Annotated in this window: 16 protein-coding genes and 1 other RNA gene; 7 read left to right on the plus strand and 10 right to left on the minus strand. The window is 59.7% G+C overall.

Annotation, left to right across the window (positions count from 1 at the left end; all coding sequences use genetic code 11):
* Nucleotides 1–858, minus strand: coding sequence for a M48 family metallopeptidase (locus ACKVY0_RS14320; RefSeq protein ID WP_409215512.1), 858 nt, complete (start codon nucleotides 856–858; stop codon nucleotides 1–3).
* A 62-nt stretch (nucleotides 859–920) separates the two neighbouring features.
* Between ACKVY0_RS14320 and ACKVY0_RS14325 the strand changes: the two genes are divergently transcribed.
* Both ACKVY0_RS14325 and clpB read left to right on the plus strand, forming a co-directional pair.
* A complete protein-coding gene (locus ACKVY0_RS14325) occupies nucleotides 921–2,105 on the plus strand; it encodes an AI-2E family transporter (protein ID WP_409215513.1) in 1,185 nt (394 codons plus the stop codon).
* Between the two features lie 178 nt (nucleotides 2,106–2,283).
* On the plus strand, nucleotides 2,284–4,869 hold the full coding sequence (gene clpB / locus ACKVY0_RS14330; RefSeq protein ID WP_409215514.1) for an ATP-dependent chaperone ClpB: 2,586 nt from the start codon (nucleotides 2,284–2,286) through the stop codon (nucleotides 4,867–4,869).
* A gap of 343 nt (nucleotides 4,870–5,212) precedes the next feature.
* Here the strand turns inward: clpB and ACKVY0_RS14335 are convergent, their stop codons facing one another.
* Both ACKVY0_RS14335 and ACKVY0_RS14340 read right to left on the minus strand, forming a co-directional pair.
* Entirely contained in the window at nucleotides 5,213–5,506 is a 294-nt protein-coding gene (locus tag ACKVY0_RS14335) for a helix-turn-helix domain-containing protein (protein ID WP_409215515.1), read from the minus strand.
* Nucleotides 5,496–5,822 (minus strand): type II toxin-antitoxin system RelE/ParE family toxin, encoded by a 327-nt coding sequence (locus ACKVY0_RS14340; protein ID WP_409215516.1) that lies wholly within the window; start codon nucleotides 5,820–5,822, stop codon nucleotides 5,496–5,498. Before ACKVY0_RS14340 ends, ACKVY0_RS14335 begins: the two co-directional genes overlap by 11 nt.
* A gap of 23 nt (nucleotides 5,823–5,845) precedes the next feature.
* Between ACKVY0_RS14340 and ACKVY0_RS14345 the strand changes: the two genes are divergently transcribed.
* A complete protein-coding gene (locus ACKVY0_RS14345; protein WP_409215517.1) occupies nucleotides 5,846–6,109 on the plus strand; it encodes a hypothetical protein in 264 nt (87 codons plus the stop codon).
* Nucleotides 6,110–6,370: 261 nt separating this feature from the next.
* On the plus strand, nucleotides 6,371–6,841 hold the full coding sequence (locus ACKVY0_RS14350; RefSeq protein ID WP_409215518.1) for a MotA/TolQ/ExbB proton channel family protein: 471 nt from the start codon (nucleotides 6,371–6,373) through the stop codon (nucleotides 6,839–6,841).
* 126 nt (nucleotides 6,842–6,967) lie between these two features.
* Here the strand turns inward: ACKVY0_RS14350 and rnpB are convergent.
* Nucleotides 6,968–7,404, minus strand: an RNA gene (gene rnpB / locus ACKVY0_RS14355) — RNase P RNA component class A.
* Nucleotides 7,405–7,515: 111 nt separating this feature from the next.
* Here rnpB and ACKVY0_RS14360 point away from each other — a divergent pair.
* Nucleotides 7,516–7,983, plus strand: coding sequence for a hypothetical protein (locus ACKVY0_RS14360; RefSeq protein ID WP_409215519.1), 468 nt, complete (start codon nucleotides 7,516–7,518; stop codon nucleotides 7,981–7,983).
* 6 nt (nucleotides 7,984–7,989) lie between these two features.
* On the opposite strand, the gene ACKVY0_RS14365 is transcribed toward ACKVY0_RS14360, so the two are convergent.
* Both ACKVY0_RS14365 and ACKVY0_RS14370 read right to left on the minus strand, forming a co-directional pair.
* Complete coding sequence (locus ACKVY0_RS14365) at nucleotides 7,990–8,460, minus strand: DUF3828 domain-containing protein (RefSeq protein WP_409215520.1); 471 nt, start codon at nucleotides 8,458–8,460, stop codon at nucleotides 7,990–7,992.
* Between the two features lie 368 nt (nucleotides 8,461–8,828).
* Nucleotides 8,829–10,358 carry a sulfatase gene (locus ACKVY0_RS14370; protein WP_409215521.1) on the minus strand — a complete coding sequence of 510 codons (1,530 nt, stop codon included), beginning with the start codon at nucleotides 10,356–10,358 and terminating at the stop codon, nucleotides 8,829–8,831.
* 62 nt (nucleotides 10,359–10,420) lie between these two features.
* Here ACKVY0_RS14370 and ACKVY0_RS14375 point away from each other — a divergent pair, with 62 nt between their 5' ends.
* Nucleotides 10,421–10,948: a nucleotidyl transferase AbiEii/AbiGii toxin family protein gene (locus tag ACKVY0_RS14375; protein WP_409215522.1), complete on the plus strand. Its 528-nt coding sequence runs from the start codon at nucleotides 10,421–10,423 to the stop codon at nucleotides 10,946–10,948.
* A 1-nt stretch (nucleotide 10,949) separates the two neighbouring features.
* Here the strand turns inward: ACKVY0_RS14375 and gcvP are convergent, their stop codons facing one another.
* From gcvP to gcvT, 4 genes are all read right to left on the minus strand, one after another.
* Nucleotides 10,950–13,778, minus strand: coding sequence for an aminomethyl-transferring glycine dehydrogenase (gene gcvP, locus ACKVY0_RS14380; protein WP_409215523.1), 2,829 nt, complete (start codon nucleotides 13,776–13,778; stop codon nucleotides 10,950–10,952).
* 53 nt (nucleotides 13,779–13,831) lie between these two features.
* Nucleotides 13,832–14,596: an aspartyl/asparaginyl beta-hydroxylase domain-containing protein gene (locus tag ACKVY0_RS14385; protein ID WP_409215524.1), complete on the minus strand. Its 765-nt coding sequence runs from the start codon at nucleotides 14,594–14,596 to the stop codon at nucleotides 13,832–13,834.
* Nucleotides 14,597–14,761: 165 nt separating this feature from the next.
* Nucleotides 14,762–15,142, minus strand: a complete 381-nt coding sequence (gene gcvH / locus ACKVY0_RS14390; protein ID WP_409215525.1) for a glycine cleavage system protein GcvH — start codon at nucleotides 15,140–15,142, stop codon at nucleotides 14,762–14,764.
* 18 nt (nucleotides 15,143–15,160) lie between these two features.
* Nucleotides 15,161–16,258 carry a glycine cleavage system aminomethyltransferase GcvT gene (gene gcvT, locus ACKVY0_RS14395; RefSeq protein ID WP_409215526.1) on the minus strand — a complete coding sequence of 366 codons (1,098 nt, stop codon included), beginning with the start codon at nucleotides 16,256–16,258 and terminating at the stop codon, nucleotides 15,161–15,163.
* A gap of 158 nt (nucleotides 16,259–16,416) precedes the next feature.
* Here gcvT and ACKVY0_RS14400 point away from each other — a divergent pair, with 158 nt between their 5' ends.
* The gene (locus tag ACKVY0_RS14400) at nucleotides 16,417–18,537 is read left to right on the plus strand and encodes a M3 family metallopeptidase (RefSeq protein WP_409215527.1); all 2,121 of its coding nucleotides are present in this window, start codon (nucleotides 16,417–16,419) and stop codon (nucleotides 18,535–18,537) included.
* Nucleotides 18,538–18,543 lie beyond the last annotated feature (6 nt).

Raw genomic sequence — 18,543 nt, forward strand, 5'->3', positions numbered from 1 at the left:
CTACTTTCTTTCGCGAGCGATGGCCTCGCGGATCTTCTCGATGCGGTTTTCGGGGGCGGGATGCGAACTCATGAAATCGGAACCGCGGCTGCCACCGCTGGCCTCGGCGAGGATTTCCATGACACCGATGAGCGCTTCGGGGTTGTAGCCGGCCTGGAGCATGAAACGCACGCCGAGCGCGTCGGATTCGAGTTCGTCTTCGCGGCTGAAGGTCATCACCCGCCATTGCGCGACCATGTTGGCGACCTGGGCACCGGTGTTGTTGTGCCCGTCGGACAGCAACACGCCGAAGCCCTGCGCCAGACCGCTCCACAGGCGTGAATTGGCCATCTGCTCGTTGGAATGGCGGCCCACGACGTGCCCCATCTCATGACCGAGCACACCGGCGAGCTGATCCTCCGATTTCAAACGACGAAACAGTGCCTCGGTGATGAAAATCTGCCCGCCGGGCAGCGCGAAGGCGTTCACGGTCTGCGCATCGGCCAACAGGTGAAATTTGAACTGATACGGGGTCTGCTGCGCCGCCGTGGAGGCGATCAAACGTCTGCCAACTGTCTCAACCAGCGCACGTCCGTTCGCATCGGTGGAAAGACCGCCCATCTCGTGAATCATCTGCGGTGCGGATTGCAAACCGAGCGCGATCTCCTCCTGCGGCGTCGCCAGTGCGAGCGTCTGCTCGCGTCCGGTGAACTCGTTCTGATAAGTCGTCGTGCCCAGCCAGTGATACACGAGCGTGCCGCCAATGATGAGCAGCGCGATGATTACGCGCGGATTGAGGGCGCATCCGCGGCGGCCACGCGAATCACCATACATGGAGGCGTTTCCGGCACGGAGAAGACGTTGCAGCGTTGGAATCATGGCTCGGCTTATACCGCATGAAAAAATCTTGAGCCAGCGGGTATTTTGCGGCATTGCAGACCATGTCGATGTTTCAAGAGCATGATCACACGGTGGACTGGGGTCGCAAAGGCTCGCAGGCGGTCATGACGCTGGCATGTCTGTTCATCATTCTCACGGGCATGAAGGTCGCCGCCGGAGTGCTGGTGCCGGTGGTGTATGCGTTTTTTCTCGCGGTGCTGAGTTATCCGCTGGTACGCTGGATGCGGCGGCACCGCGTGCCCGCCGGTCTGGCGCTGGGCATCACGATGCTGATGAATTTGGGCGTGCTGGCGGGATTGATCACCGTGGGCGTGCGTTTGCTGATCAGTTTCTGGGCCGATCTGCCACGCTACCTGCGCGGTCTGGAAAAGTACTCGAACGATGTCGGCGCCTGGCTGGAGCTGAAGGGAGTCGAAGGTGCTAAGGAGATGTTGGGCGGCATGTTCGACTGGAACACGCTGGTTGGTTATGCCACGCAGCAGGACGTGATGAGCAACCTCGGCGGCCTGGTGGGCAGCACCTTCGGCACACTGGCCACGTTGTTTGCCAGCCTCGTGATGGTGCTGATTCTGATGATGTTCATCCTCATGGAGGCGCATGGCACGCAGAGCCGCCTCCATGCCGTGAATCTCTCCGGCGGACCGGATTTCAGCGGCCTGCTGCGCAGCGCGGATGACATCCAGAAGTATCTCGGCGTCAAAACCCTCATCAGTGCCCTCACCGGACTGCTGGCCGGCTTCTGGTGCTGGTTTTTCGATCTGCACTACCCGCTGCTGTGGGCGCTGGTGGCCTTTCTCTTCAATTTCATCCCTGCCATCGGCAGCACGGCGGCGTCCGTGCCCGCCATTGTGGAGGCGCTAGTGCAGCACGGACCCGGAACCGCGATCTTCGTCGCCATCGGCTATGGCGGCATCAATTTCTGCCTCGATAACTTCGTGCAGCCCACCATGCTCGGCAATCGCTTCGGCATCTCGCCACTGGTCGTCATTCTCTCCGTCATCTTCTGGGGCTGGCTGTGGGGGCCGCTGGGCATGTTCCTGGCCGTGCCGCTGACGATGGTGCTCAAGGTCTTGCTCGACAACAGCGCCGAGTTCCAATGGATCTCTGTGGCGATGGCGAAGAAGAAAGTGCGCCATGGCGAGGTGGAGATGGCAGGCTACGACCTGCATCTGAACGAGGGCGAAACGATCGGCGGCGGCGCCAGCACGGAGACGCCCCGGCGGTAGTGACGCAACTTCCCAGTGCTGCCAACACATCTGCGCCATCACGCCCCTTCGCGCCTGCCGCAGAGGCTGCCTTCAAATCACGCCCCAGCCTGGACAAATCAAGCGTAGCGGCCCATGGCAGGACTGTGGCATGCTTTGAGCGAGACAACGGACAACCAACCAGCCAACCTCCCCAATCATGTCCCCCGAAAAATTCACCGTCAAACTCCAGGAAGCCTTCAACGCCTCGCAGTCCATCGCCACGCGGCATGGGCATCAGGAATTGAAGCCCGCGCATCTTCTCCTCGCCCTGCTTGAGCAGGAAGGGGGCATCGCCACGCCACTGTTTGAAAAGGCGGCCAGCGCCCCTGGCGCCATTTCAAATTTGAAATCTCAAATTTCAAATCACCTTGAGCGTCAGCCGAAGGTCAGCGGCGGCACCAGTGGTCTGCACCTCTCGAATGAGATGCGCGAACTCATGACGAAGGCCGAGGACGAGCAGAAGAAGCTCAAGGACGACTTCCTCAGCGTCGAGCACATCCTGCTGGCGCTGTTCAAGACGAAGACGGAGCTTTCCGAGGTGCTGAAGCAAGCCGGACTGACCTACGACACCGTTTCCAAAGGCCTCACCGCCGTGCGTGGCAGCCAGCGCGTCGTCGATCAAGATCCGGAAGGCAAATATCAGACGCTGGAGAAATACGGCACCGATCTCACCGCCCGCGCGAAGTTGGGCAAGATCGACCCAGTCATCGGTCGCGATGAGGAAATCCGCCGCGTCATGCAGGTGCTCAGCCGCCGCACGAAGAACAATCCCGTGCTCATCGGCGAGCCAGGTGTGGGCAAGACGGCCATCGCGGAAGGTCTCGCGCGACGCATCGTCGCTGGTGACGTGCCGGATTCGCTCAAAGGAAAGAAGCTCATCAGCATGGACCTCGGCGGCATGATGGCTGGGGCGAAGTTTCGTGGTGAATTCGAGGAGCGGCTCAAGGCCTTCCTCAAAGAAGTCACCAGCAGCGATGGCGAAATCATTCTCTTCATCGACGAACTCCACACCATCGTCGGCGCGGGCAAAGGCGAGGGCGCGATGGATGCGGGCAATCTGTTGAAGCCGCAGCTCGCTCGTGGCGAACTGCGCTGCATCGGCGCGACCACGCTGGATGAGTATCGCAAGCACATCGAGAAGGACCCCGCCCTGGAGCGTCGCTTCCAACCGGTGAAAGTCGGCGAACCGAGCGTGGAGGACACCATCGCCATCCTGCGCGGCCTCAAAGAACGTTACGAAGTCCATCACGGCGTGCGCATTCAAGACAACGCCATCATTGCCGCCGCCACGCTGAGCAATCGCTACATCACCGACCGCTTCTTGCCGGACAAAGCCATCGACCTCGTCGATGAAGCCGCCAGCCGCATCAAGATCGAGCTCGACTCCATGCCGACTGAAATCGACGTGATCGAGCGCCAGGTCATGATGGGCGAGATGGAGCGTCAGGCTTTGAAGAAAGAGAAGGACGCGGCTTCCAAAGCCCGCATTGAAAAGCTCGATAAAGAGATTGCTGACCTCAAAGAAAGCTCCTCGGCACTGAAAGCGCAGTGGATGAAGGAAAAGGAATCCGTGCAGGTCGGTCGCAAGATGAAGGAGGAACTCGAACGCCTCCGCACTGAGCAGGAGCAGGCGCAGCGTCGTGGCGACTTTGGTCGTGCCGGTGAGATTCAATATGGCCTCATCCCTGATCTCGAAAAGAAACTCGCCGCCACGTCCACGGAAAACAAAGAACCTCGCGCCGCGCACACCTTGCTGCGCGAAGAAGTCACCGAAGAAGACATCGCCCGCGTCGTGGCGAACTGGACCGGCATTCCCGTTTCACGCCTGCAAGAAGGCGAACGTTCGAAGCTCGTGAAGATGGAGGAACGCCTCGGCAAACGCGTCATCGGCCAAAAGGACGCCATCACCGCCGTCAGCAATGCCGTGCGCCGTGCGCGTGCGGGCATTCAGGATGAAAATCGCCCGATTGGGAGCTTCCTTTTCCTCGGCCCCACTGGCGTCGGCAAGACGGAGCTATGCAAAGCGCTCGCCGAGTTCCTCTTCGACGACGACAGCGCCATGACCCGCATCGACATGAGCGAATACATGGAGAAGCACAGCGTCAGCCGCCTCATCGGAGCGCCTCCCGGCTACGTCGGTTATGAAGAAGGCGGCCAGCTCAGCGAGGCCGTGCGTCGTCGCCCTTACAGCGTCGTCTTGTTCGACGAAGTCGAAAAAGCGCACCCGGATGTCTTCAATACACTGCTCCAGGTGCTCGATGACGGCCGCATCACCGACGGCCAGGGCCGCACGGTCGATTTCAAGAACACGGTCCTCATCATGACCAGCAACATCGGCAGCAACGTCATCCAGGACGTATCGAATGCCGAGCAGCGCAACGCCCTCGTGCGCGACAGCCTCAAACAATTCTTCCGCCCCGAGTTCCTCAACCGCATCGACGAGATCGTCATCTTCGACCGCCTCGACGCCGCGCAGCTCGACCAGATCGTCAAGATCCAGCTCCAGCGCGTCATCGACCGCCTCGCGAAGCAAAACATCCACCTCACCGTCACCGACGACACCACCCGCTACCTCGCCGACGCCGGCTTCGATCCCGTCTTCGGCGCGAGACCCCTCAAACGCGCCATCCAAAAGCATCTCCTCGATCCGCTGTCCCTCGCCGTCCTCGAAGGCGGCTTCAAAGACGGCGATCACATCACCGCCGTGATGAAGGGCGGTAAGCCGGTGTTTGAGAAGAAATAACGGAGCGCGAGCCTCCGAGCCCGCAGCACTCCGCCATCTCTTAACACATCATCGAGCGACTCAGGCATAATGAATGCTTTGCGAGTGAAGTTCTAGGGTTTCGATTATCGAAGGTGCTTGTGTCTCACCCAAAATTTAAGGATCGCTTGATTTGAGTGCCAGTGTGCGAGCGTTTCGTGATCCAATTCCAATCCGACCGTATCGGGAATAACTCCCTTTTCAAAAGCTGAGACAATTCGCTCCTGAACTTCTTCAGGAAGCCTATGAAACTGTGGTTTTGAGGAATGGAGAGCCCAAGGCATAACAACTCTGCGTTTAAATGAATTCGGTGGTCTGACATGGTTCACGCAGCATGAAGCGCCGCCAGTACCGCCTTTGGCTGGCGTTCGACGACGGTGAGCAGCGCCTTGGCTGGGCCATCGGGTTCACGGCGTCCCTGTTCCCAGTTTTGTAAGGTGCGCACGCTGACACCGATCATCCGAGCGAAAGCGGACTGGGTGAGGTGGACGCGCTCCCGAAGGCTGCGGACATCCGTCCGCTGGCGTGTGGTGCGACGGTGCGGCACCTTGTCTCCGTGCATGATCGCGCCCATTTGATGGACACTTTCGACGAGTTTCTGGAAGTCTTTATCTTTCATGGGTGTAGTGCTCGATAAGTTGTTTCAACAGCTTCAACTGACTTGGATTCAAATCCTCCTGCTGATTCTTTCGGTAGGCAAAGAGCAGGTAGGCCTTGTCCCGGTGGTGGAGATAGTAGATCACCCGGATGCCCCCTCTCTTGCCCGATCCCGCCACCGACCAACGCAACTTCCGAAGCCCGCCCGAGCCTCGAATAAGATCGCCCGCCTCAGGCCGCTCAAGCAGCGCCAACTGAAGCAGGTTGTGCTCATCCGTGGTGAGAAGGTCATCGATCTGATCGGAGTAGATGGGAGACTCGATAAAAGTGAGGTTCATCCGGGACGCGGACAGATACGCCAATGGCGTTGTTCCGCAACGACCCAATTTGGCGAAAACTCGACCAGATCGTCAAGATCCAGCTCCAGCGCGTCACCGACGACACCACCCGCTACCTCGCCGACGCCGGCTTCGATCCCGTCTTCGGCGCGAGACCCCTCAAGCGTGCCATCCAGAAGCATCTCCTCGATCCGCTGAGCTTGGCGGTTCTCGAAGGCGGCTTCAAAGACGGCGACCACATCACGGCGGTGATGAAGGGCGGGAAGCCGGTGTTTGAGAAAGCGTGACCTCATACGCATGGCGCGGGATGAATATCCGGGACGTGTGCGCCTCACAAAATGAGCAAAATAGCCCCTGTTTCATGCAACGCTTTGGGGAGATCCGTTATCTCCCGATGAGCTGCGCCCGCCGCAAAGAAGCAGGAGATTAAAGCGGGGAGGAAGTTTCTAGAAAAGCAACCCGCGCTGGTCCCGAGCCTCCGAGATGCGCTAGCGGACTGCTGTCTGGCCTTGCTGAGCTCGCATGAGTTCGTGTATGTGGACTGAATCATGAATGAGAGACCCTCGAACAACGGAGCCTTCATCGCCAAACTCGGCGCGTGGCTGCAACTCGCTCAAATCATCGGCCTCGCTGGCACGGTGACGGGCATGATGAAAGCCTTTAAAACACTCGAGGCTAGTGGTGCTGGTGATCCGGCCAAGTTGAGCGCTGCAATCGGGGATGTGCTCGTTTACACCGCAACAGGCATTGCTTTGTCGTTTATCGGTCTTGTTCTCATGATCATCGCGATCACTGTCTGTGGCTACCGTTCAAGATGGATGTTCCAATTTCTCTGCTTCTACGGCCTTTTTGTCATTGGCCTCAATATCTGTTTGCTGATCTTCGGACACTTTGCCCTCAGCCTTCATCTTCCTTTCGGCTTGTTCTTTCTGATCTTCGCCCAGGTGAAGAAGGATGAGTTCATGCAGGCGGCAGCGGTGAAGCGAAAGCTGCCATCCTGCTACAAGCTGGACCCGTGAGTCTTCGCGGCAGGCGGCCGGCTGGTCGTAGATTCGAGTGGCACTCGAATTCGAACGTCCCGGAGACTTCGATTGCCAATCGAAGCTACCCAAGGCGAAGGCGCCGGGGTTTCCCCCGACGCCTTCATGTGGATCGGCCCTCATAAGCCGGATTCTGTGTCCCCGACGCCTTGCGACGCCTGGCTGTGATCATTTATCTGTCAGGCCGAGCGACCGGCCCGCCCCTGCTTGCGCAGTGGTGCGACTATTACCCGGAGTTATCCATCCCTTGCGGGACTTGCGGCCAGGCGGGCCTTTCTCCTGTTCTGTCTTGCACCGCATGAGGTTTGTCGTGCCCCCTTCCTCGCGGTTGGGGCGGTGGGCTCTTACCCCGCCGTTTCACCCTTACCCGTCCTTCGCTCTTGCGAGCTACGGAGGGCGGTTTGTTTTCTGTGACACTGTCTGTGACCGCGGCTTGCACCGCAGCCCCCACGCTTTCACGTGGCATGCTGCCCTATGGTGTCCGGACTTTCCTCTGGCATCCCGTCTTGCGACGAAACCCCAGCGATCACTCCGGCCGACCCGCCGCGAGAGTAAGGGCATCAGGCGAAAGGGCAAGCGGTGCCTTTGCGATGAAAATCTCCGCAACTTGGACGCGGGCAGGCGTGTTGAACGCATCGAACCCACAGCAACCCATGAAACTCGTCACTACCCTTCTCCTCACTCTCACCACCGGCTTTGCCACGATTCACGCCGAAGACGCGCCGAAAAAAGGAGCCGGAGGCGAGAAGATCAGGGAAATGATGCTGCAGAAGTTCGATGCCAACAAGAACGGCACCCTCGACCCCGACGAACGTGCTGCTGCCATGAAGGCCTATCAGGAGCGCAAGGGCGGCAGTCCGAAAGGCGGATCGCCCGGAGCGACTGGCACCGATGCGGCCAAGGGTGGCAAGATGCAGGCGGTCCTGCTGCAAAAATTTGATGCCAACAAGAACGGCGTCCTTGATCCCGAAGAACGTGAGGCTGCGATGAAGGCCATGCAGGAGCGCAAAGGCAAATCCGGCGGCATTCCCGGCACCAGCGGCGGCACATCGACGGAGAGCGGCAGCAAGTTCCGCCGTCCGCCGGAAGCGCCCAAAGAGGGTGAAGCGGCGAAGAAGTAAGCGACCTCAATTCGCGGCAGCGTCTTTGTAAAGCTTCAGGAGAGCGTGGCCTTCGGGGTATTGAATGTCACTGATCTTCCAGGCATCGCCCTGCTGGGCGAGTTTGAAGGTGATGCGCGTCTTCTTATCGAAATTCGTGAAATTCATCACCACCGTGGCCTTGCCGCCATCGACCTTGGCTGGGTTGATGACGAAGTTTTTGATCTCGGTGTCCTGGGCGTTGTAAAGCGGGTCGAAATCAATCGCGCCGACCTCACCCTTCGAGGCTTTGATGTCTTTCCACATCAGATCGGCCAGTTCTTTGGTGAAGTAGCGGTCCACCAGCGCCCGATCCTTGTCCTGGAAGAAGGGCGACTTCTCTGCGTCATGCGCTTTATAGAGTTCAGCCACCAGCGCCTCGGGTGTCGCCACTTTGTCAGCAGCAGACAGGTTTAGACTGACGGAAACGAGCAGCAGAAGGAGTGAAATCGCACGCATGCGCCTGTTATCGCCGCAAAGGCGAAATTGTCGAGATCAAGAAACATGACGGCACCGCAAGAATTCAGACAATGCCAACCTTGAGCGGCCCCTCACCCCAGCCCTTTGATTCGCTGCGCTCACCCTGCGGGCTGCCTGCGGCAGTCTATCTCCGCTGCGCTCCGGTTCCCCGAAGATGCTGTTGGCGCGTTGGGATCTGGGGCGGGGAGAGGGAGAGCGCTTTGAACCGCGTGAAAGTAAATTCGAAGCCAAAACGCACGCCCCTCTCCCCGCCCTGGGCAGCATGACTTCACGATTCACTTCGGGGAGAGGCTGGGTGAGGGGCCACAACGAAATTACCGCCATCTTGCGTCGCTACGTCCACCGCCTCACTCATCAGCGGCCTTCTTGCCCTTCTTCTTTGGCTCTTCGGGCAGCGGCTGGCCTTTCTGTGCGGCTTCCCACTCCGCGTAGCCTTTCTTGCTGCGGCCGCCGAGGTACTTGTAGGTGTCGAAGATCGCCTCGTTGCCGAGCGCACGCGGATCTTTTTCGTCCTTCAAGATCGCCTCCATCTTCGAACGCAGTTCCTGCTTCTTCGCAGCGAAGTTGGGATCAGCAGCGAGGTTTTTGAGGCACTCGGGGTCTTTGACGATGTCGAACAGCTCCTCCTCGGCACGGTAGGCGAAGGCGAGATCGAAGAACGGGCCTTTGTGATCGACGATCCATGATTTCGTGGGACCATCGTCGCAGTTGCCGAACCCCGTCTCGGGATTGCACGCGGGCCAGCGCTCGGGGTGGTAGTTGTGGCTGTAGAAAAACTCGGGTGTGCGGATGGCGCGCACGGGATAGCCCCAGTCGTTCGGACGACCGATGTCGTGACGCTCCTTGCCAGCGAGCATGACTTTGCGGTCCTCGACGAAGCCGCTCTTGTCGCTGCGCAGGATGTTCACGAGGCTTTTGCCGCTCATCTGCTCGTGAACGGGCAATCCGGCGAGTTCGAGATAAGTCGGTGCGAGATCGCGCACGTTGATGAAATCTTCGACGACGCGGCCCGGCTTGATGCCTTTGCCCCAGCGCATCGCCAGCGGCAGATGATAGCCGTCTTCGTAAATCTGGCCTTTCACGCGCGGAAATGGCATGCCGTGATCGGAAGTCACGATGATGAGCGTGTCTTCGAGCAAGCCCTGTTGCCCCAGCATGTCCATCGCCCGACCGATGTAGGCGTCGGCATACTCGACTTCGATGGCGTAGTCGGCGAGATCGCCGCGCACGGTGTCATTGTCGGGCAGATAACCGGGCACCTTCACATCGCTGAGTTTTTTGCCCATGCGCACACCGGAATCGAGTTCATAGGCGCGATGCGGCTCCTGAAAGCCCATCCAGAAGCAGAACGGCTTCTTTGCATCGCGCTGCACCAGAAATTTCGCGAAATTGGCCGTGTAGTCGTTCTTGCCGATGCCAGAGGCGGGTGGCGCTGCTTTCACCTCATCAAAACTCGGGCCCGCAGGATTGCGAGTGCGGCCATTGAGTTTGAAGTCGCCCGGCCCCCAGCCCTTGCCGGTCAAACCGATGTCGTAGCCGCCTTTCTCAATCAGATCAGGATACACGGCGAACTTCGGCGGGAAGATGCCGCCGTGGCAGACGGCTTCCTCAAGTTGCCAGGAGTTGCGCCCGGTCAGAATCGTCGCGCGGCACGGGCTGCACTTCGGATTCGAGGTGAAGGCATTCTTGAACAACACGCCTTCCTTCGCCAAGCGGTCGAAGTTCGGCGTTTTGACCCAGTCACAGCCATACGCGCCCGCATGCTGCCAGCCCCAGTCGTCTAAGATGATGAACAGGATGTTCGGACGCGGCTCATCGGCGGCCTGAATGCTGGAAACCAATGAGAAAGCAACGACGAGGGGCAGGAGCCATTTCATGCGCGGTGAAACGTTTCTCCTGCACGGTTGTTTCGGCAAAAGCTCCGGCTACACTTCACCGCATGACAATGCGCAACTACTACGACTGGCAGACCGCTGGAGGAGCGGGAGACGTGATGCGTCTCGTCGATGCGTTGGAACGCCTGGAAATACCCTGGTGCATGATTGGTGGCCTTGCCGTCAATCATTGGGCAGAGGAACCGATGGCGACGGCTGATGTCGATATCGTCATCGCCACGGACCGTGTGGAGGAAGCGGTGCAGGCGTTGACCGAGGCCGGCTTCAAATCGAAGCGCTTTGACTGGTCGATCAATCTCACCGGCACCTCGAAGGTGAGCGTGCAGATCAGCACGGAAGATTTTTATCGAGAGTTCACCGTACGTTCGGTGCCTGCGGATGTGCATGGCATCCTGATGCGCGTGGCGGCGCTGGAGGACACGCTGGCCGGAAAGATCAAGGCTTATGGCACGCCTGAACGCCGTGCCAGCAAGCGCCAGAAGGATCTTGCTGACATTGCACGGTTGCTGGATTCGCATCCGCAGCTTCGTGCGAAGGTGCCGGAGAGCGTGCTTGCCAAGCTGGAGGTTTGATTTATCCCGCAGCCGCTTCTTCGACACTCACGCAGGTGCAGATGAGATGGCGGTCGCCATAGACGTTGTCGATGCGGGAGACGGGCGGCCAGTATTTGTTGTCCTGCACCCAGGGCAGCGGGAAGGCGGCAGCTTCGCGGGTGTAGGCATGCGGCCAGTCACCTTGCAGCAGAAAAGCGGCGGTGTGCGGGGCCTGCTTGAGGGCGTTGTCGGTGGGATGATACTGGCTGCTTTCAACGCCGATCATTTCGGCGTGGATACACTGCATGGCCTCGATGAAACGGTCCAGCTCGGCTTTGCTCTCACTTTCGGTCGGCTCGATCATCAAAGTGCCGCCGACGGGCCAGCTCATCGTGGGCGCATGATAACCGAAGTCCATGAGGCGCTTGGCCACGTCTTCGACGGTGACGCGGTGGAAGTTGCTGAAGTCGAGAATGCACTCGTGCGCGACGAGGCCATTCGCGCCCTTGTAGAGCGTGGGGAAGTTCGTTTCGAGCTGCTTGGCGACGTAGTTCGCATTCAGGATGGCTATCTTCGTCGCATCGACCAGACGCGGCCCCATCATGGCGATGTACATCCACGAGATGGTGCAGATGCTGGCGCTGCCCCATGGCGCGGAGCAGACGACGCCTTCGCGACGATCCGCCCGCCAGGTGTGATGCCCGGGCAGATGCGGGCGCAGATGCGCGGCCACGGCGATGGGACCGATGCCCGGACCACCGCCGCCGTGGGGGATGCAGAAGGTTTTGTGCAGGTTGAGATGGCAAACGTCGGCCCCGATGCGGCCAGGCGAGGTCAAACCGACCTGCGCATTCATGTTGGCGCCGTCCATGTAAACCTGACCGCCGTGATCATGCACGAGGCGGCAAATTTCGACGATGGACTCCTCGAACACGCCATGCGTGGAAGGATAGGTGATCATCAGCGCGGCTACTTTGCCCTTGTTCGCGTCGAGTTTCGTTTTGAGGTCGTCGAGCGCGACGTTGCCGTTGCTGTCACAGGTGACGGGCACCACTTTGAAACCGCACATGACGGCGCTGGCGGGATTCGTGCCGTGCGCGGAGGTGGGGATCAAACAAACATCCCGATGATCTTCATTGTTCGCATCGTGGAAGCGTTTGATGGCCAGCAGGCCCGCGTATTCGCCCTGTGAGCCGGCATTGGGCTGCAATGACACGGCATCAAAGCCGGTGCATTCGGCCAGCCAGGCTTCGAGATCGCCAAACAGGGTGCGGTAGCCCTCGGATTGATCATGCGGCACAAAGGGATGCACGCCATTCACCTCCGGCCAGCTCAGCGGCATCATTTCCGCAGCGGCATTCAATTTCATCGTGCAGGAGCCGAGCGGGATCATGCTGCGGTTGAGCGCAATGTCCTTCGACTCCAGGCGGTGCAGGTAGCGCATCATTTCCGTTTCGGAATGATACGAGTTGAACACCGGGTGCGTGAGAAACACTGAAGTGCGCTGATGCAGCGACGAGCAGTTCAGGGGATGCCTGTCATCGAGCACCGGCGCGTGCTGTGGCTTCGAAACCCCAAACGCGGCGAGCAAATGGAGCAACTCCTCCTCGCGCACGCGCTCATCCAGCGCCACGCCGACAGTGGTGGCGTCGATCTTGCGCAGGTTCATGCCGAACAGCAGCGCACGCTTCACCACGTCATCGGCATTGCTGACGCGCACGCTGATGGTGTCGAAGAAATCATCGCTGAGCACGTCGAGGCCGGCGCGCAGCAGCTCGCCAGCCAGCCACACCGCTGCGCCATGCACACGCTGTGCGATGGCTTTGAGTCCGTGCGGACCGTGAAAGACCGCATACATCGACGCCATCACGGCGAGCAGCACCTGCGCCGTGCAGATGTTACTGGTGGCCTTCTCACGGCGGATGTGCTGCTCGCGGGTTTGCAGGGAAAGACGATACGCAGGCTTGCCGGTGGCGTCTTTGGAGACACCGATCAATCTGCCCGGCAGACGACGCTTCAAGGCATCCTTCACCGCCATGAACGCCGCGTGCGGACCGCCGAAGCCGAGCGGTACGCCAAAGCGCTGGCTGTTGCCAACGCAGATGTCTGCGCCGAACTCGCCGGGCGGACGCAGCACGGTGAGCGCGAGCAGATCGGCGCTGACGATGAGCAAAGCGCCCGCCTCATGCACTTCTGCGGCCAGTTCGGCGTAATCATGAATGAGGCCCTGCGTGTCGGGATACTGCACCAGCACGGCGGCGAGGCCCTTGGTGCCATCGTGCTGCCATTTCATCACATCACCAACTTCCACTCGGATACCGAGCGCATCCATCCGCGTGTGGACGACCTCGATGCAATGCGGATGGCACTTGTCGGACACAAACACACGTGAAGCGACGGCGACCTGCGCCACGGCAAGCCCCAGCGCCTCGGCACAAGCAGTGCCTTCATCCAGCAGCGAAGCGTTCGCGACATCCAGCGCCGTGAGATCGCGAATCATCGTTTGAAAATTGATCAATGCTTCGAGGCGGCCTTGAGCGATCTCGGCCTGATAGGGCGTGTAGGCCGTGTACCAGCCGGGATTCTCCAGCACATTGCGCTGAATGACCGGCGGCGTGAAGGTGTCGTGATAGCCGAGGCCGATGAACGAGCGCAGCACCTTGTTGCGGCTCATGATCTGACGCATGCGGCGCAGCGCCTGCTCCTCGCTCAGCGGCGGTGGCAGGTTCAGCGTCTGGCGCACGCGAATGCCTTCCGGCACCACTCGGTCGATGAATTGATCGAGCGTTTTGAAGCCGAGCGTGTGCAGCATGCTCTCCGCCTCCGCGGTGGAAGGACCAATGTGACGGCGGGAAAAGTTCGTGGGCATTCGAAGGTCTGGGCGATTCGGCGGCGGCCAAGGTACCTAGCAGGAGGCCGGTGTCACTTGCCAAACAGTGCCCAGAATTTTTTCTCCGAGGCCTGTTGCCTGCCCTTCGCCTCGCGCAGAAACGGTGCCAGCGCCGCCAGGTTCATGACCCACTCATTGAGCCGGTTCAGCGGCCAGCGCAGCGGGCGGGCGAAATCGACAAACAGCACGACACGGTAACCATCAGTGTCGTTCCACACCTCGTGGTTGTAGGTGTCGTCAAAAATGACCACCTCCCCCTCCTGCCAGGCATACACTTCGTTCGCGATGCGGATGCGGCACATGTGACGCGGCGCCGGCACCTGCAAACCGAGATGCAAACGCAGCACACCTGCCCACGGACCACGATGCTGCGGGATGTGCTTGTGTGGTGACAGGATCGAGAAAAAGCCGGTCGTGCAGCCGGGGATCGCGTCCAACACCTTCATGGTTTCAGGACAGTGCCGGGCGTTTTCTTTGCAGTCCATGCCGACGCCTTTGAGGAAGAAGGTCTTCCACTGGTCATCGCCCTGGATCATGCCGACCTCCTTCACGATGTCCTGGAAGCTGGGCATCGCGTCGCGGTATTGCATCACCGCGTCGAGTTCGGCACGCACCTTAGTCCAGTCCGCCTCGATCTGCGTCACCCACGGGAAGTGCTTGGATTCATAGACCGGTGTGTCGGCATGAATCGAGCCATGAGCGATGACGGCCTCAATGGCGTCCTGCAGGCGGTTGGTGAGGTATTCCCACAGGCCTTTGGCGGGAAAGGTGCGATGCCGACGGTGGTAAGCGTCCATGTGCCGGAGTTGGAAACCCGGCGGAGTGGTGGCAACAGGAGAAGATGCTTCGGGTGGCATGGTGTCGAGAGGCGCGCATTGGTAACGAATCTGTCACCTTTTGCAGCCAGAAACAGCAGGCAAAATGTGTGCATCCAGCCTTCGGCTCGTCGGGAGAAGCCGGAATCAGGCGATGTGCTTGCGATACGCCTCAGCATTCATCAAGGCGTCGGCCTCGACCGGGTTCGAAGACTTGATTTTGAAAATCCAACCCTGGAGGAACGGATCTCGATTGATGAGGCCCGGATCATTGCTGAGCGTTTCATTGATCGCCACGATTTCACCGGCAACCGGCGCGTAGATGTCACTGGCCGCTTTCACGGACTCGATCACGCACACCTGCTGGCCTGCGCTGACCTGAGCACCCAGCTTTGGCAGATCTACAAAGACAACATCCGTCAGTTCCGCCTGCGCATGATCGGTGATGCCGACGGGAGCCGGGTCTTGCATAGGATCGATCCATTCGTGGGAGTCGCGATAACGGAGGTTGTCGGGGATGTTGCTCATGAGGAGGCCGGTTAGAGTTTAACAGGATAGTTTGCGATAAAACGGCTTTTTCACCACTTCCGCAGGGAAACGTCGCCCGCGAATTTCGATTTCGATCGTAGTGCCAATCGCCGTAGCACTCAGCGGCACATAGACCATGCCGATGCCTGCGCCAAGACTGGGCGACTGCGTGCCGCTGCATACTTCACCGACAATATGACCTGCATGTGCCACGGGATAATGCGGACGCGGCGGTGGTGCGGCACCCGTCATGCGGAAGGCGACGAGTTTGTCGGGTAATCCGGCGGTTTTTTGCGCCACGAGCGCTTCGCGTCCGGTGAAATCACCTTTGTCGAGATCGACAAAGAACCCAAGCCCGGCCTGCAACGGTGTGCGGTCTTCAGAAAGATCATTGCCATTAAGCGGATAACCCATTTCGAGACGCAGTGTGTCGCGCGCACCGAGTCCGCATGGCACGCCGCCCTCGGCTTTCACGGCATCCACAATCTTGCGGAACCAGCCCTCGGCGGTTTCTGCGGGCATGAAGAACTCAAAGCCTTCCTCGCCGGTATAACCGGTACCACAGAGCCACATCGGCCCGCTGTCGGTCATGGTGACGCGGATGGTGTTGTGCACGGGAAAAGCTGTTTCATCACCAAAGACCGCAGCGGCCACCGCGCGTGCTTTGAGCCCCTGAATGGCCAGTCCGGCGGTGAAATCACTCGCATTGGCCATCATCACGTCGTCGTCTTTCGTGAGCTGAGATTCCATGTGCGCCCAGTCCGCGTCAATGCGCGAGGCGTTCACCACGAGGTAAAATTCGCGCTCGCTGGTGCGGTAGGCGATCAAATCGTCGAGCACGCCGCCCTTGTTATTAAGGAGCAACGTGTACTGCCCCTGACCGGGCTGAAGCTTGGTGATGTTATTCGTCAGAACGCGGTTCAGAAATGCCTCGGCACCTCTGCCGCTCACGATGAACTGCCCCATGTGCGAAATATCGAACACCCCGACGCTTTGACGCACCGCCTTGTGCTCATCCACGATGCCGGTGTACTGCACCGGCATGTCCCAGCCCGCGAAGGGCACCATGCGCGCACCCATTGCCACATGCACAGCATGCAGAGGGGTCTGGCGCAAATTTTCGTGGGCGGACACAGCCCGCGCATCTTGTGAAGCCCGCCACCGTTGTCAAACCTGGCCGCAAATTGAGCAATGAAAGCGCCGTGGTTGTCGATTGCAGCGCTCCGCAATCCCGCCATACTCCGCGCCCCCCACGAACGCCAAAAAACCCCACCATGGCAGCCCCCTATCTCACCCAGGATTTCCACATCCGCTGGTCCACGCTGACCCCAGAACACATCGAGTCCGACATCCGCGCCGCCTTGGCAAAGGCGCAGGCAAATCTGGACGCGCTGATCGAGTTGGAGCGCAGCAAGCTGAGCTTCGACACCGTGGTGCTGGGCCTTGATGAAACGACCCGCGAACTCAGTGAAGCCTGGGGCCTCGTCACGCATCTCGATTCACTGTGCAACTCCCCTGCCCTGCGCGAGGCGCACAACAAGATGCTGGCGGAAGTCAGTTCCTTCTTCGCCAAGATCCCGCTCAATGAGCATCTCTGGGATCTGCTGGTGACCTACAATCAGACAGAGGAGGCCAAAAAGCTCCCACCAGTGCGCAAGCGCGCGCTCGAAGAAGCCATGGAAGGTTTCATCCAAGCCGGCGCCGATCTGCCGTCGGAAAAGAAAAAGCGCGTCGAGGAGATCGAGTCCGAACTCTCGAAGTACACGCAGAAGTATTCCGAGAACGTGCTCGATTCGACGAACAAGTGGGAGCTGCTCATTGCAGATGTGACTCGCCTCAAAGGCCTGCCGACCTCCGCCATCGACGCCGCCCAGGCCGCTGCCGTCGCGAAAGGCCTCGGCACACCGGAGCAACCGGTCTATCGCTTCACCTTGAAGGCTCCTTCGATGATTCCAGTCATGGAGTATCTCGAAGACGACGCCATTCGCCGCCAGGTCTGGGAAGGCACCAGCGCCATCGGCCGCGGCGGTGACCACGACAACACCGAACTCGTCTGGAACATCCTCCGCCTGCGGCATGAAAAGGCGCAGATCATGGGCAAGGCGAACTTCGCCGATCATGTACTCGCCCATCGCATGGCGAAAACGGGCCAGAGCGCCATGCGCTTCATCGAGGACCTCTATGCACGCGTGCATGAGGCGTTTGAGCGCGAAACCATCGAGCTGCAGGAATACCGCGCTGACAACGCGCATCAGTCCGCCGACTTGTTGCAGCCGTGGGAAGTCGCCTTCTGGTCGGAAAAACAGCGCAAGGCAAAGTACGACTTCGATGAGGAGGAACTGCGTCCCTACTTTCCGCTTAACAAGGTGCTCGGTGGCATGTTCCGTCTCGCCGAAACCGTCTTCAATCTGCGCTTCGTCGAACGGCCCGTCGTTTATGTCGAACCCGGCAAGGATGCGCCTAAAAACGTCAGCACACGGGCCGGACAGGCCGGTCCCGTCGAAGTCTGGCATCCTGAAGTGAAATTTTACGAGGTGCGCAATGAGAAGGATCTCCACATTGGCTCCTTCTACGCCGACTGGCATCCGCGTGACTCGAAACGCGGCGGTGCGTGGATGAACTACATCAAAATGGGCGTGCCGCCGAGCGGCGAGCGCGACCGCCGCCTGCACCTGGGCCTCATCTGCGGCAACATGACCCCGCCGGTCGATGGCAAGCCTGCGCTCCTCACGCATGACGAGGTCTGCACCGTGTTTCATGAGTTCGGCCACCTGCTGCACCAGCTCTGCGGCAACGTTGAAATCCCCGCGCTCAACGGTGTCAGCGTTTATTGGGATTTCGTCGAACTGCCTTCGCAGCTCCTCGAAAATTTCTGCTGGGAGCGTGAGAGCCTCGATCTTTTCGCCCGCCATCACGAAACCGGTGAAACGGTCCCTGCGCGGCTCTTCAAGAAGATGCTCGCCGCAAAAAACTACCGCAGCGCCAGCGACATCATGCGCCAGCTCGCGTTTGCGAAGCTCGACCTCGAACTGCACATGCACCACGCCACCGTGGCAGGCGCCGATCTCGACAAACTCGCGCGCACCATTCTCAACGGCTACCTCATGCCGCTCAAGACCGAGCAGCCGACCATGGCCCGCCGTTTTGGTCATCTGTTCAGCAGCCCGGTCGGTTACGCCGCCGGCTATTACAGCTACAAATGGGCCGAAGTGCTCGACGCGGATGCGTTCACCCGCTTCCAAAAAGAAGGTGTGCTCAATCCCGCCGTCGGTCGTGAATTCCGCGATCTCATCCTGAGCAAAGGCAACTCCGAAGACCCGGCGAAGCTGTTCCAGGACTTCATGGGCCGTGATCCTGATGCGATGGCGCTGCTGGTGCGTGCGGGACTGGCTTGAGCGCCG

This window comes from Prosthecobacter sp., from assembly GCF_046154365.1.
In the GTDB taxonomy this organism is placed as follows: domain Bacteria; phylum Verrucomicrobiota; class Verrucomicrobiia; order Verrucomicrobiales; family Verrucomicrobiaceae; genus Prosthecobacter.

Coding starts and splice junctions, on each gene's coding strand:
- gcvH (WP_409215525.1), bottom strand. CDS start 15,142: ATGAGCAACATCCCCGACAACCTCCGTTATCGCGACTCCCACGAATGG.
- ACKVY0_RS14340 (WP_409215516.1), bottom strand. CDS start 5,822: ATGAACCTCACTTTTATCGAGTCTCCCATCTACTCCGATCAGATCGAT.
- gcvP (WP_409215523.1), bottom strand. CDS start 13,778: ATGCCCACGAACTTTTCCCGCCGTCACATTGGTCCTTCCACCGCGGAG.
- ACKVY0_RS14345 (WP_409215517.1), top strand. CDS start 5,846: ATGGCGTTGTTCCGCAACGACCCAATTTGGCGAAAACTCGACCAGATC.
- ACKVY0_RS14400 (WP_409215527.1), top strand. CDS start 16,417: ATGGCAGCCCCCTATCTCACCCAGGATTTCCACATCCGCTGGTCCACG.
- clpB (WP_409215514.1), top strand. CDS start 2,284: ATGTCCCCCGAAAAATTCACCGTCAAACTCCAGGAAGCCTTCAACGCC.
- ACKVY0_RS14385 (WP_409215524.1), bottom strand. CDS start 14,596: ATGGACGCTTACCACCGTCGGCATCGCACCTTTCCCGCCAAAGGCCTG.
- ACKVY0_RS14320 (WP_409215512.1), bottom strand. CDS start 858: ATGATTCCAACGCTGCAACGTCTTCTCCGTGCCGGAAACGCCTCCATG.
- ACKVY0_RS14365 (WP_409215520.1), bottom strand. CDS start 8,460: ATGCGTGCGATTTCACTCCTTCTGCTGCTCGTTTCCGTCAGTCTAAAC.
- ACKVY0_RS14335 (WP_409215515.1), bottom strand. CDS start 5,506: ATGAAAGATAAAGACTTCCAGAAACTCGTCGAAAGTGTCCATCAAATG.
- ACKVY0_RS14325 (WP_409215513.1), top strand. CDS start 921: ATGTCGATGTTTCAAGAGCATGATCACACGGTGGACTGGGGTCGCAAA.
- ACKVY0_RS14370 (WP_409215521.1), bottom strand. CDS start 10,358: ATGAAATGGCTCCTGCCCCTCGTCGTTGCTTTCTCATTGGTTTCCAGC.
- ACKVY0_RS14350 (WP_409215518.1), top strand. CDS start 6,371: ATGAATGAGAGACCCTCGAACAACGGAGCCTTCATCGCCAAACTCGGC.
- ACKVY0_RS14360 (WP_409215519.1), top strand. CDS start 7,516: ATGAAACTCGTCACTACCCTTCTCCTCACTCTCACCACCGGCTTTGCC.
- ACKVY0_RS14375 (WP_409215522.1), top strand. CDS start 10,421: ATGACAATGCGCAACTACTACGACTGGCAGACCGCTGGAGGAGCGGGA.